This window comes from Pseudomonas bubulae, from assembly GCF_037023725.1.
GTDB lineage: Bacteria > Pseudomonadota > Gammaproteobacteria > Pseudomonadales > Pseudomonadaceae > Aquipseudomonas > Aquipseudomonas bubulae.
The window spans coordinates 2,713,174-2,726,695 of record NZ_CP146077.1 but is presented as its reverse complement, the minus strand read 5'-3'; the positions used below and the strand labels follow the sequence as shown (position 1 = coordinate 2,726,695).

General features: G+C 61.5%; 13 protein-coding genes. 1 reads left to right on the top strand and 12 read right to left on the bottom strand.

From position 1 onward, the window contains the following. Positions 1-66 precede the first annotated feature (66 nt). The 12 genes from V6L81_RS12645 to V6L81_RS12590 all read right to left on the bottom strand — a co-directional run bounded on the left by V6L81_RS12645 (position 67) and on the right by V6L81_RS12590 (position 12,388). Positions 67-1,044, bottom strand: a complete 978-nt coding sequence (locus tag V6L81_RS12645; protein ID WP_146541076.1) for a FecR family protein — start codon at positions 1,042-1,044, stop codon at positions 67-69. Then, the gene (locus V6L81_RS12640) at positions 1,041-1,541 is read right to left on the bottom strand and encodes a sigma-70 family RNA polymerase sigma factor (protein ID WP_095002420.1); all 501 of its coding nucleotides are present in this window, start codon (positions 1,539-1,541) and stop codon (positions 1,041-1,043) included. Before V6L81_RS12640 ends, V6L81_RS12645 begins: the two co-directional genes overlap by 4 nt. Positions 1,542-1,718: 177 nt before the next feature. Next, a complete protein-coding gene (locus tag V6L81_RS12635; protein WP_095002419.1) occupies positions 1,719-2,465 on the bottom strand; it encodes an SDR family oxidoreductase in 747 nt (248 codons plus the stop codon). 66 nt (positions 2,466-2,531) lie between these two features. Next, complete coding sequence (locus tag V6L81_RS12630; RefSeq protein WP_337859006.1) at positions 2,532-4,628, bottom strand: EAL domain-containing protein; 2,097 nt, start codon at positions 4,626-4,628, stop codon at positions 2,532-2,534. Positions 4,629-4,774: 146 nt separating this feature from the next. Then, positions 4,775-5,983: an acetyl-CoA C-acyltransferase gene (locus V6L81_RS12625; protein WP_169917115.1), complete on the bottom strand. Its 1,209-nt coding sequence runs from the start codon at positions 5,981-5,983 to the stop codon at positions 4,775-4,777. 9 nt (positions 5,984-5,992) lie between these two features. Then, positions 5,993-6,463, bottom strand: coding sequence for a MaoC family dehydratase (locus V6L81_RS12620; protein ID WP_095002416.1), 471 nt, complete (start codon positions 6,461-6,463; stop codon positions 5,993-5,995). Positions 6,464-6,473: 10 nt separating this feature from the next. Further along, positions 6,474-7,259, bottom strand: a complete 786-nt coding sequence (locus V6L81_RS12615) for an SDR family oxidoreductase (protein ID WP_095024493.1) — start codon at positions 7,257-7,259, stop codon at positions 6,474-6,476. Positions 7,260-7,347: 88 nt separating this feature from the next. Then, positions 7,348-8,226: an SDR family oxidoreductase gene (locus V6L81_RS12610; protein WP_338659981.1), complete on the bottom strand. Its 879-nt coding sequence runs from the start codon at positions 8,224-8,226 to the stop codon at positions 7,348-7,350. 10 nt (positions 8,227-8,236) lie between these two features. Then, a complete protein-coding gene (locus V6L81_RS12605) occupies positions 8,237-9,388 on the bottom strand; it encodes an acetyl-CoA C-acetyltransferase (protein WP_338659980.1) in 1,152 nt (383 codons plus the stop codon). A gap of 3 nt (positions 9,389-9,391) precedes the next feature. Next, the gene (locus V6L81_RS12600) at positions 9,392-10,450 is read right to left on the bottom strand and encodes an acyl-CoA dehydrogenase family protein (protein ID WP_095002412.1); all 1,059 of its coding nucleotides are present in this window, start codon (positions 10,448-10,450) and stop codon (positions 9,392-9,394) included. 8 nt (positions 10,451-10,458) lie between these two features. Next, a complete protein-coding gene (locus tag V6L81_RS12595; protein WP_095039379.1) occupies positions 10,459-11,613 on the bottom strand; it encodes an acyl-CoA dehydrogenase family protein in 1,155 nt (384 codons plus the stop codon). 10 nt (positions 11,614-11,623) lie between these two features. After that, positions 11,624-12,388, bottom strand: coding sequence for an enoyl-CoA hydratase family protein (locus V6L81_RS12590; protein ID WP_095002410.1), 765 nt, complete (start codon positions 12,386-12,388; stop codon positions 11,624-11,626). A 604-nt stretch (positions 12,389-12,992) separates the two neighbouring features. Between V6L81_RS12590 and V6L81_RS12585 the strand changes: the two genes are divergently transcribed. Further along, on the top strand, positions 12,993-13,487 hold the full coding sequence (locus tag V6L81_RS12585; RefSeq protein ID WP_232527604.1) for a CS1 type fimbrial major subunit: 495 nt from the start codon (positions 12,993-12,995) through the stop codon (positions 13,485-13,487). Positions 13,488-13,522 lie beyond the last annotated feature (35 nt).

Sequence of the window (13,522 nt, the reverse complement as noted above, 5' to 3'; positions counted from 1 at the left end):
TAACCTTGACCAACGAGAAAGCCTTTCCCCTCACCTTATCTGCAATTAATTCGCATTCATTGGTTTTTACTGGCGCACATCGATCAGGGTCAGCCACGGCCCATAGCGCGTGATCTTGATCGGCAAGGTTTGCGCCAGCGTATTCAGGGTGTGTGCGGTGTTGTCCAGCGGGAATACACCGAATACCCGCACCCGCGCGGCTTCCGGGCTGATACGCAGCATGCCGGTCTGGTAGGGCCGCAGCGCCTCGACCAGGGCTGACAGGGGTTCGTCGTGCAGCTCGACCCGGCCCGCGAGCCAGTCGGGCTGGCTACGGGATGTCGGGGTTTGCGGGTCTATCCGGGTGGCGGTAAATGACGCCGCCCGACCGGTTTCGAGGTGGAGTTGCTGACCGCCCAGGGTGTGCAACTGCACGCTGTGCTGTTGCACGCTGGCCAGGCTTTCAGTGCTGCCCTGGCGCACCATAAAGCGCGTGCCAAGGGCTTGCACCTGGCCCTGGGCAGTGCTCACCACAAAAGGACGCTGGGCGTCGGCTGCCACATCCACCTGCAACTCGCCTTCACGCAGGTGCACCCGGCGCTGATCGCCATTGAAGTCGATATCCACCGCGCTGCGGGCGTTGAGGGTGAGCAGGCTGCCATCGGCCAGTTCGACGGTTTTGCGCTCGCCGGTGGCCGTCTGGTAATCGGCCGTCAACCCCGTCAGGGGCGTCACGCGATCCACCAGACCCGCGGCACCCAGGCCGAGCACCAACAGCAGCAGGCCGCCTTGCAGGGTCTTTTTGCCCGATGGTGATGTACCGGCCAGCAGCGCCCGACGTACCGCCTGCAATTGCCCCGGGCTGCGCCGCTCAACCGATTGCAGATCGGCTACGGGAGCCTTGAGCACCCCGGCGACCCGCTGCCACGCAGCCAGATGTGCCGGGTTTTCGGCCAGCCACGCCTTGAACACCTGACGCTCCGACGGGCAGGCCTGCCCGGACTCGAGGCGCAGCATCCAGTCAATGGCGGCACGGGTGGTCGGGTCAACCTTGGCTGTACTCATGGGCTCTCCGCCGTTTGCGACAGGCAATGAACAAAAGCGCGGCGCAAGTCGCGCTCAACGGTGGCCAGGGATACGCCCAGTTGCTCGGCAATGGCCTGCTGGGGCATACCTTCAAGACGATTGAGCAAAAAGGCGCGCTTGACCCGCGATGGCAAACCTTCGAGCAGGCAATCAATGGCTTCGATCGCCTCACGGACCAGGGCAATGTCTTCTGCAGAAGGTGCGTAGGCCAGAGGCAGCTCGGCCAGTTGGTCGAGATAGGCTTGCTCAAGCTTGCGCCGCCGCCACAGTGAGCAGAGCAAGCGCCGGGCAACGGTACTCAGGTAAGCCCGAGGCTCCTGGATACGTTCCAGTTGGCGGGCATCCCAAGCGCGCAAAAATGTGTCCTGGGCCAGATCGGCCGCATCCTGCGGGCATCGTACCTGTCGCGACAACCAGCCGCGCAGCCACGCGTGATTGTCGTGATATAGACTGGCCAGCAGCCTTTGGGGATCCACAGGACTCGACACGATAGATAACCATACTTAAATAGCAATAAGTCGCATTATCGTCGGATCAAGCATAAATGCAAGCCATGTGGGAGCGGGCTTGCCCGCGATGCAGGCGGCGCGGTTACTCAGCCTGACCGCGCTGATGCCATCGCGAGCAAGCCCGCTCCCACAAAAGCACGACCTTCAGCGCCCGCCGCCCAGGTCGAGAAAGGTGCCGGTGGTATACGACGCCTTGTCCGACAGCAGCCAAACAATGGCTTCGGCCACTTCTTCCGGCCGCCCGCCACGCCCCATGGGGATGATAGGTTCAAGCTTGCTGACCCGGCCCGGATCGCCGCTCAAGGCGTGAAAATCGGTGAAGATATAGCCCGGCCGCACCGCGTTGACCCGGATCCCCTCGCCCGCCAGTTCCTTGGACAGCCCCAGGGTGAAAGTGTCCAGCGCGCCCTTGGAGGCGGCGTAATCGACGTATTCACCGGGCGAACCCAGGCGGGCCGCCACCGACGACACGTTGACGATATTACCGCCCTGCCCGCCGTAACGTGGCGACATGCGCAGCACGGCATGCTTGGCACACAGAATGGGCCCCAGCACATTGGTTTTCAGGGTGTGCATGATGCGCAGGTCGGTCAGCTCGTCGACCCGCGATTTGAGCCCCACGGTGCCGGCGTTGTTGACCAGCGCGGTAACAGGCCCCAACTGTTCGTCAACTTCGAGAAACAGGCGAATGATTTCCTCTTCGTCGCTGACATCGGCACGCACGGCAATGGCCTTGGCGCCCATGGCGCGAACCTGCGCCAGCACCTCATGGGCCGCAGCATCATCGGTCAGGTAGTTGATGCAGATCCGATAACCCTGCTTTGCAGCCAGCAAGGCCGTGGCAGCGCCTATGCCGCGGCTGCCGCCGGTGATCACGATGACTTTATCCATAAATACGTGTTCCCCTTACACCGATCCAAATCTGGCTGTCAGAATAACCGCGAAGGCCCGGTTTTGTCAGGTCGCTGTTTTGTTGCCCGGCCCGGCGGGTTCGGCACCTTGGATATCGGCCATGAATTGCTCCGCCGGCAGCGGCTCGCCCAGCAGAAAACCTTGCAGGGCATCACAGCCAAGCGTGGTTAAAAAACTTTGCTGGGTATCGGTCTCCACCCCTTCGGCGACGATACGCAAACCCAGGGCCTGGCCCAGCGCGACAATGGCCGAGACAATCGCCGCATCGTCGCTGTCGTGCTCCAGGTCGCGCACAAAACCGCGGTCGATTTTCAGTTCATTGGCGGGCAGGCGCTTGAGGTACATCAGGCTGGAATAGCCAGTGCCAAAGTCATCGATGGACAGGTCCACGCCCATTTGCGACAACCGCTGCAACACCACCATGCTCGCATCGGCATCGCTCATGGCGGTGGTTTCGGTGATTTCCAGGGTCAGGCTGTTGGCCGGTAACCGATGACGCTCGAGCGCCGCGACCACGCTGTCAACCAGCCCTGAATAGCAGAACTGCAATGCCGACAGGTTGACCGCAATGCGCCAGTGGCTATAGCCCTGATCGAACCATATGCGCATCTGGCGGCAGGCTTCATTGAGCACCCAGTCACCGATGGGGATGATCAGGCCGGTTTTTTCCGCCAGGTCGATAAAATTTTCCGGCAGCAGCAACCCTTGCTGCGGATGCTCCCAGCGCAACAGCGCTTCGGCCCCCACCGGCCGGCTGTTGCTGGCGTCGAACTTGGGCTGGTAGTGCAGGCGAAACTGCTGCAGCTCCAGGGCCTGACGCAAGTCCTGCAGCAGCTGCAATTGCTTGCGGGCATTGGTGTTCATCGATGCGTCGAAAAAGCTGTAGCCATTTTTGCCCGCGCCCTTGGCGTGATACATCGCCGCATCGGCGTTCATCAGCAGCTCTTCGGCGGTCAGGCCATTGCCGGGGTACAGGGCGATACCGACACTGGCAGAGATCAACAGCTCATGCTCATCGACCCGAAACGCCCTGGACAACAGACCCACCTGCCGCGCTGCCACTTGCGGTGCGTCATCAGGCTCCAGCAGACGCACCAGCAGCACAAATTCGTCGCCGCCAATACGCGCCAGGGTGTCCTGGCTGCGCAACTGCTCGCGCAGGCGCAGGGCAACTTCCCGCAGCAAACGGTCGCCCAGATGATGACCAAAGGCATCGTTGACCGGCTTGAAGCCATCGAGGTCGATAAACATCAGCGAGAAGCAGCCGCCCTGCTCCGCCACCTTGCTCATCGCCTGACCGATACGGTCAGCCAGCAGGATGCGGTTGGGCAACCCGGTCAGGGTGTCGTGCAGCGCCAGTTGGGTCAGCTCTTCGTTGGCCAGGGTCAGGGAGTCCGCCAGCGCAGCTGTACGGGCATCGAGGCGGGCATCAAAAATAGAGGTCAGCAAGGCGATGACCAATACCGCCAGGCTGGACACCAGTACCAGATTGTCCAGGCCGTTACCGCTCAGACCGTCGATGGCGGCACCGCAAAAACTGCCGATGGGGAAATTGGCTGCGGCCATGCCGGTGTAATGCATGCCGACAATCGCCAGGCCCATGATCACCGCAGCACCACCGCGCATCAGCCGTACATAGGGGGTTTGCCGGCGCAGACGAAACGCGATCGACAACGCGGCCGCCGAGGCCCCCACCGCAATCACCAGCGACAGGCCAAACAACGCCGGGTCGTAATCGATGCCCGGCTGCATGCGCAACGCCGCCATGCCGCTGTAGTGCATGGCGCTAATGCCCGCGCCCATGATCAGGGCGCCGAACAGCAACTGCAGCGCCGGCAAACGCGGCTGGCTGACCAGCCACAAGGCAAAACCGCACGACAGTATGGCCACCAGCAATGACCACAGGGTCAGCCCCAGGTCGTAGCCCAGGGCCAGTGGCAGCTCAAGCGCAAGCATGCCGATAAAATGCATCGACCACACGCCAAAACCCATGGCCAGTGCGCCGCCGGCGATCCACAGATACACGGCCCGGCCTCGCGCCGTGGCGATGCGACCACTCAGATCAAGGGCGGTGTACGAAGCCAGAATGGCCACACACAGGGAAATCAGAACCAGCGCGGGGGAGTAACTAGCAGAAACCATGGGCCTTCTCGTGAACAGATGCCGAACAGCGTCCATGCCCGGTAAAGAGGCGCAATTGTACTGCTTCCCTGCTTTTACGCACCTACCCGCGCGACGAAATCCTTAAGCCCCATGCCCGCTCCCACAAAGAAACTGTCCCCCTGCCTTCAGCTCAGCTCAAACAACCCCGCTGCCCCCATGCCGCCGCCAATGCACATGGCAACCACCACAAACCGCGCACCACGACGACGCCCCTCGAGCAGACTGTGCCCCACCATCCGCGCACCCGACATGCCGAACGGATGACCAATGGCAATCGCCCCGCCGTTGACGTTCAGTCGGTCATTGGGAATCTGCAGAAAGTCACGGCAATACACCACCTGGCAGGCGAACGCTTCGTTGATTTCCCACAGGTCAATATCCGCAACACTCAGACCAAAACGCTTGAGCAACTTGGGAATCGCATACACCGGACCAATGCCCATTTCCTCCGGTGCACAACCACTCACGGCAATCCCGCGATACACGCCCAGGGCTTCGATGCCACGCTGTCTGGCTTCGCCACGGCTCATCAGCAGGACCGCAGCGGCACCATCGGAAAACTGCGAGGCATTGCCTGCCGTAATGAACTCACCCTGTTCGATCCACTTGCCGTCTTTCCACACCGGCTTGAGACTCGACAGATCTTCAAGGGTGGTGGAGGGACGGTTGCACTCGTCACGGTCCGCGATCACGTCCTGATGACCGGCGGGCTTGCCTTCCTTGTCAAAGCACAGCTTGCGCGCCGCCAAGGGTACGATCTCATCGGCAAACAGGCCCTCAGCCTGGGCGGCGGCAGTACGTTGCTGGCTCTGCAACGCATACTGATCCTGTACCTCGCGGCTGATGTTGTAGCGCCGCGACACGATTTCCGCGGTTTCGAGCATCGGAATATAAGCCGTCGGCATGCACTCAAGCACGGCCTCGGACTGGGCGCGGTAGGTGTTTTTGTACTTGTTCTGGGTCAGCGACAATGACTCCACGCCACCGGCCACGGCAATCTTCATTTCGCCGGTCATGATGCCATTGGCCGCCACGCCGATACTCATCAGGCCCGAGGCGCACATGCGATCGAGCGCCATGCCCGGCACAGTATCGGGCAAACCGCCGGTGTACGCACACAGGCGGCCGATGTTGTAACTCTGAGTGCCCTGCTGGGCGGCGGCACCCATGATCACGTCTTCCACCGAACCCGGCTCGATACCCGCGCGCTCGACCACGGCACGCACCACGTGACCGCCCAGCACAGGCGCCTCGGTATCGTTGAACGAGCCACGAAAGGATTTGGTCAAGGCAGTGCGGGCGGTGGATACGATCACAACGTCATTCAAATTCATGTTCAAGGCTCACTGTTCAAGGGGGTTGAAGGTGTAGCGGCTGATGGTGTCCACCACGCAGCCGGGGCGTTCGCTGCCCTCGATTTCGACGCTCATGCGCACTACAGCCTGCACGGCCTGGCCCTGCATCTCGACCCGTACCAACTGGCCATGGCCGCGAATCCGCGAACCGACCTTGACCGGCGCAGGGAAGCGCAGTCGGTCACTGCCGTAGTTGACGCCCATGGCCAGGTTCTCGAACTGCATCAGTTGCGGCATAAACAGATTGGCCAGGGCCAGGGTCAGGTAACCATGGGCGATGCAGGCGCCAAATGGCCCGGTGGCGGCGCGCTGAGGGTCGACATGGATCCACTGGTGATCGCCCGTGGCTTCGGCAAACAGGTTGATCCGTTCCTGGGTCAGCAGCAGCCAGTCTGTGCGCCCCAGATCCATGCCCTCGGCCGCCAGCAACTGCCCGGTGCTGCTGAAAACTGTGCTCATAATCTGCTCCTCACGCGTGTTGCGAGCTGACGGGCAGCACTTCGCCGACCATGTACGAGGCATAGTCACTGGCCAGAAACACCATGACATTGGCCACTTCCCACACTTCGGCGGCGCGGCCAAAGGCTTCGCGGCTGGTGAGCTGGTCGAGCAATTCGCTGCTGGCGGCTTTTTTCAGAAAGTCGTGCAGGGCGATCGACGGCGCCACAGCGTTGATCCGCACGCCGTTTTCGGCGGCTTCCAGGGCGCTGCAGCGGGTCAGGGCCATGACCCCGGCCTTGGCCGCAGCGTAGTGGGCCTGCTCCTTTTGCGCGCGCCAGCCCAGTACCGAGGCGTTGTTGACGATGGCCCCGGCACCACGACGCTCCATATGCGGGAGCATGGCGCGAGTCATGCGCATGGTGCCGGTCAGGGTGATATCCAGTACCGACGACCACTGCTCATCGGTCATTTCGGTCAGGCGTACCTGACCGCCAAGCCCGGCGTTGTTGATCAGCACATCGACACCGCCCAGCGCATCCTCAGCGGCGGCGACCAGGGCTTGCACGTCGGCTTCGACGGTGACGTTGCACAGCTGCCCGTAGACCGCCTGCAAGCCGGTTTCGGCCTTTAGCCGCTCGACTGCCTCTTCGAGACGACGCGGGTGGATATCGGAAATCATCAGGGCGCGACAGCCCTCTTCCGCGCAGCGTTTGGCCGCGGCATAACCGATACCGGCGCCGGCTGCGGCAGTGATCAAAATCGACTTGCCAGCCAGTAACTGGTGGCCGGGGACATAGGGAGGTGCTTGTCTCATGGTTGAATTCTCTTGTTAAGCGGCAAATCAAAAGCCCCTCACCCTGGCCCTCTTCCAAAGGGAGGGGTTGGGGTGAGGGCCAGCGGTATCAGCTACCCCACACCCGCTGCGGTGCAGGCGCTTCGGCCAGAATCTGGCCCAGGGCAACCCCCACTTCTTCGGGTTGCCATTGCGCGCCCTTGTCGCGGGTCACCCCGGTGCGCCAGCCATCGCCCAGGGACAATCGCCCACCCTGGCTTTCGATGATCTGCCCGGTAACATCCCCCGACAGTTCGCTGCCCAGCCATACCACCAGCGGCGCGACGTTTTCCGGTGCCCATGAATCAAAGCCACCGTCTTCAGGTTTTTTCACCATGTCCGGCATCGCGCTTTCGGTCATCGAGGTCCGCGCCGCCGGCGCCAGGGCATTGGCCGTCACGCCGTAGCGCCCCAGCTCGGCTGCCTGCACCAGGGTCAGCGCGGCAATCCCGCCTTTGGCTGCGCTGTAGTTGGACTGCCCCACCGAACCCTGCAAGCCCGCGCCGGAACTGGTGTTGATGATCCGTGCCGCCACCGGCCGGCCGGCCTTGGCCAGGTCGCGCCAGCGCTTGCCAAGGATATTGGCCAGGCAAAAATGCCCCTTGAGATGCACACGCATGACCGCATCCCAGTCCTCTTCAGCGAGGCTGATAAACATGCGGTCACGCAGGATTCCGGCGTTGTTGACCAGCACATGCACTTCGCCAAACGCGGCCAGGGCGGCGTCGACGATGTGCTGTGCCGTGGCCAGGGCAGTGATGTCATCGGCATTGGCAATGGCCTGCCCACCGGCCTGGAGGATTTCTGCCACGACCTCTTCGGCGGCTTCGCGACGAATATCGTTGACCACCACATTGGCGCCCTGCCCGGCGAACGCCAGCGCGTAAGCGCGGCCCAAACCGCCGCCCGCGCCGGTAATGATGACGGTACGTTCTGCACAAATTGCCATGTCGTTGCTCCTAGAGGCGTTCAATAATCGTCACGTTGGCTTGACCGCCGCCTTCGCACATGGTCTGCAAACCGTAGCGGCCACCGCTGTGCTCAAGCTGGTTGAGCAGGCCGGTCATCAACCGTGCACCGCTTGCCCCCAACGGATGGCCGAGAGCAATTGCACCGCCGTTGGCGTTGGTCCTGGCCGGGTCGAAATCCAGCTCCTTGGCCCAGGCCATCACCACCGAGGCGAAGGCTTCGTTGATTTCAACAAGGTCAATGTCCTGCATGCCCATGCCAGCCTTTTTCAGTGCGGCACGGGTGGCGGCAATCGGGGCCCTGAGGTGCCAGATCGGGTCGTCGCCCAACACCGACAGGTGATGGATCCGCGCCCGTGGCGTGAGGTTGTAGCGTTTGAGCGCCGCCTCGGAGACCACCAGCAAGGCGGCCGAGGCATCGCAGGTCTGGCTGGATACCGCAGCGGTGATCGACGCAAACTCGGCAAACACCGGCTCCAGTTCGGCCATTTTGGCCAGGCTGGTTTGGCGCGGTGTTTCGTCGTCCCTTACCCCTTCACAGGGCACGATTTCGTTGACGAAACGGCCCGCGGCCATGGCCTCCAGCGCCCGGCGATGGCTCTCCAGGGCATAGGCTTCCATGTCCTGGCGGCTGATGTTCCAGTGGTCGGCGATACGCTGAGCGGCGTAGAACTGGTTGACCGGCTGTTTGCCAAAGCGCGCTTGCCAGCCCTTGCTGCCGGAGAACGGGTCGGCAAAGCCCAGTGGCTGCCCGGCCAGCATCGCCGAGGAAATAGGGATCTGGGTCATGGTTTGCACACCACCCACGGCAATCACATCCTGGGTGCCACTCATCACCGCCTGCGCGGCGAAGTGCAGCGCCTGTTGTGACGAACCGCACTGGCGATCGATGGTGGTGCCCGGCACGTTCAGCGGCAAACCGGCGGCCAGCCAGCTGGTGCGGGCGATATCACCGGCCTGGGAGCCGATGGTGTCGACACACCCAAAAATCACGTCGTCATATTCGTCGGCCGGAATTGCGTTGCGCTCCACCAGTGCCTTGAGCACATGGGCGCCGAGGTCGATGGCATGGACATGGGCCAGGCCACCCTTGCGCTTGCCGGTGGGGCTGCGCAATGCATCAACAATATAGGCTTGGGGCATCGGTCAATCCTCGAAGGTGTGACCGCAGCCCAGAGGCGCCGCGCCACTCAATACATATTCGGCCACACGGGCCTTGTGCAGCGCACGGTCGCCCCAGGCACTGTCCAGTGCCCAGGCGCGCTTCATGAACATTTGCAGGTCGACTTCCCAGGTGTAACCCATCGCCCCATGCACCTGGATGCCGTGGCGGGCCGCCAGCCAGCTGGCTTCGCAACTGGCCAGACGCGCCTGGGACACCCACACGGCGGCATTCGGTTCGTTGTGTGCCAGCGCGTAAGCGGCGCGGTACAGCACCGGTTTGGCGAACTCCAGCGCAGTAGCCACGTCGGCCAGATGATGCTTGACTGCCTGAAAACTGCCGATGGGCTTACCGAATTGTTTGCGCTGCGCGGCGTAGTCCACCGATAAATCCAGCATGCGCTGAGCCAGCCCGAGCAACTGCCCGGCTACCGACAGCGCGCCACGATCAAGGGTTTGCGCCCACAGCTGGCGGCCCTGTTCGCCCTGCGCCACCAGGGTGGCTGCGCCGGGTTGCCAACTGACCTGCGCCAGGCGCCGAGAGGCATCGATACTGGCGTGATTTTGCACATCCACCTGGCTACGCGGCACGGCGTGGACTTCATCGCCATGGGCCAGCAGCAGCAAGTCAGCGTGGGCGGCATCGGCCACCAGCGGATTGACCGGGTGCCCGATGGCCACCCGCAAACTGCCGTCGGCAATGCGTTCCAGCCATTCGCCGCGACGGGCTACGCCGTCATCCAGCCCGGCGATCAGCGCACTGGCCACATAAGCGGTATCACCCAGGGAATCAGGAATGGCGTAGTAACCCAGTTCCTGGGTCATCAGGGCCCAGGCCACATCGTCCATGCCCAGGCCACCGAAAGCCTCGGGGATCGACAATGCGGTCAGGCCCTGCTCGGCGATCTTGTTGCGCAAATCCGGGGAGCGACCGACATCGGTTTCCCAGATTTCACGGAGCATTTCGGGGGCCGCTTCGGTCATCAGAAAACGGCTGATGGCCTCGCGAAAAGAGATCTGGTCTTCGGTAAAGGTAAAGTCCATGCCCGGCCTCACTTCGGCAGGCCGAGCATGCGCTCGGCGATAATGTTGCGCTGGATCTCGTTGGTGCCGGCGTAAATGGGCCCGGCCTGGGCGAACAAAAAGCCGTCCAGCCAGCTGTAGCCGCCCTCCGATTGACCGGTCAGCTCGCCACTGGCGCCGAGAATGCGCATGGCGGTTTCGTGCATGCGCAGATCCAGCTCCGACCAGAATATTTTGTTGGTGCTCGACTCGGCGCCAATCTGTGCCCCGCGGCTCAGGCGGCCCACGGTGTGGTACGCAGACAGGGCGTAAGCCTGGGCGTCCGACCAGGCCTTGCACACCGCCTCGCCAAGGCTCGGATCACGATCGGCGCTGGCGCGGTTGGCCTGGTACAGCTCCACCAATTTGCGCGCCGTGTATTGAAAACGGGCCGGGGAACGCAGCAGCAGACCTCGCTCGAAGCCGGCAGTGGCCATTGCCACATGCCAGCCCTGGCCTTCATCGCCAATACGGTTTTCCAGCGGGATGCGCACGTCATCAAAGAACACTTCGGCAAACGCATCCTTGCCGTTCAGGGCCTTGATCGGGCGTACGGTGACCCCCGGTGCATTGAGCGGCACCATCACGAAGGACAGCCCGTGATGGCGGCTGGACGACGGATCGCTACGGAACAGGCCGAACAGCCAGTCGGCAAAAATCGCTCGTGTGGACCAGGTTTTCTGGCCGTTGAGCACGTAGCTGTCGCCATCGCGGGTGGCCTTGCTGGTGATAGCGGCCATGTCGGAACCTGCGTTCGGTTCGGACCAGCCCTGGGCCCACATGTCGGTACTGGCGGCCATGCGCGGCAGGAAACGCAGTTTTTGCGCCTCGGTGCCGAACTCCATCAGCGTCGGGCCGAGCAACAGCTGGCCGTTCTGATTGACCCGCATCGGCCCGCCGGCGCCGTAATATTCCTCTTCGAAAATCAGCCACTCGATCAGGTCGCAGCCGCGCCCGCCCAGCTCGGTGGGCCACATGACCATCGACAGACGGTTTTCGAATAATTTGGCTTCCCACTGGCGGTGTTGCTCGAAGCCCTCGCGGGTATCGTAGCTGGCCAGCGGCGTGGTCGGCAGGTTGTCCGCCAGCCATTGGCGCACCTCCTGGCGAAAAGCCTTTTGTTTGGGGGAGTAGGTCAGATCCATCGTCAGCTCCTCAGAAGTTGGCGTCGCGTTTTTCAACGAATGCGCGGCGGGTTTCGGCGGAGTCCGTGCTGTTGTAGGCCTGCAGCGTGAACCCCTGTTCCCAGCGGTATTTGTCTTCCAGGTTGCCGTCTTCGATACCGTTCAGGGCTTCCTTGGCGATGCGGATCATGTCCGGGCTTTTGCTGGCGATCTTGCGGGCAATTTGCAGCGCGGTTTCACGCAATTGCTCACGGGGCACCACGCGCTCGATAAAGCCGTATTGCTGGGCGTCAACGGCACTGATCTTGTCGCCGGTCAAAAACAGATAACGGACTTTCTGCACCGGGAACAGACGCTGCAAATGCGCCCCGCCGCCCATGGCGCCGCGATCCACTTCGGGTAAGGCAAAACTGGCGCAATCGGAGGCAACGACAATATCGGCAGCGCCGGTAATACCGATCCCGCCACCCAGCACATAGCCATGCACGGCAACAATCACCGGCACCGGATTGCGGTGAATGGCCTTGAAGGTGGCGTAGTTGCCGGCATTGACGGTCACGATACGTTCGGGGTGGGCGTCCAGCTCCTTGATATCGACCCCGGCGCAGAAGCCACGGCCCTCGGAGCGGATCACGATGACTCGCACTTGCGGGTCTTGCCCCAATGCTTCGAGAGTACGTGCCAGATCGAGCCATTCCTGGCTGTCGAGGGCATTGACCGGTGGCCGGTCGATCACCAGTTCAGCGACGCCCGCGTCGATACTGGTCTGAAATGCGGTATGGGCTGCGCTGTTCACATGTGCTCCTGGATTGGCAAAAAAACCATGGGAGCAGTATGGGAAGGCGCGCGAGGCGGATCATCGTCCGTTGAGACTAAACATAAGACACAGAGCCACAGGCGCACGCCCGTATAGCCACAAGTAAATGCCCGCGGCAGCGATCAATCATCATTAATTAATCACACCCTACGCCATAAGAACTAATGAACTTACGTTTTACTTGGATATTTCACTCAAACAACACAGCACTCTCTTATAAAAACAGATCAGCCGCCCCAGCAGAAAATAACAAAGCTCAAACAATACAACTTGCTGCCATAGCCTGCACTTACAGGAGGAACTTATACAAGCAGGATTATTCACTCAACTATCAAAGGAAGAAAGCCGCAAGATCGCAAGACCAAAGCCACTTAAACGTTCGCACTTGGCTACTTTAACCATCCTGAAATTCTAATATTCTGATCCAGCTTGACCAGCCGGGGGTCGAAAGCCCATTCCAGCCTGATGACAAACGCCAGATATCTGGACGGAATTCAAACTTAATCATCCTCGGCCGATTGGAAAACACTCTGTTTCCACAAATGCATGTTCCTTTACACCTATTATACAACAGGTAAACAAAATGTTAATAAACAAAACCGCTCTGGTTGCTGCGGCAGTAATGGTGTTCGGTGTTTCCAGTGCATGGGCTGCCGACAGTACAAGTACCCAGATTAATATCAGCGCCACTGTTCCAAGCACTGCTTTCTATGCACAAGCCTCTAGCCCGACCTTCGGTCAGGCTGAAGTAATGGGCTATGACATCGGCCAAAACAAAATCAACAGCCTTCGTGAAAACTTCACCTACAAGAGCACAGGCGGTGCATTGCGCGCGTATATCGATGGCGGGCCACGGGCGCTGTTCAACGGTAACACCGCACACAACATCCCTCTGACCACCAAATTCAACGGTGTGACCCTTACGGCTGCAGCCCTGGAGGTGGCAACCGCCCCCGCCTCCGCCGCAGGCGGTACTGCAGAGCTGGAGGTATCTGCTGGCGCCATACCAACAGGTGCCTCTGGCAATTTCAGTACCGCATTTACCGTGATGTTCGACAGCACGCCACCCACCCCCTGATCTGCCAACACCGTTGATTCATCTGGCGATACCCG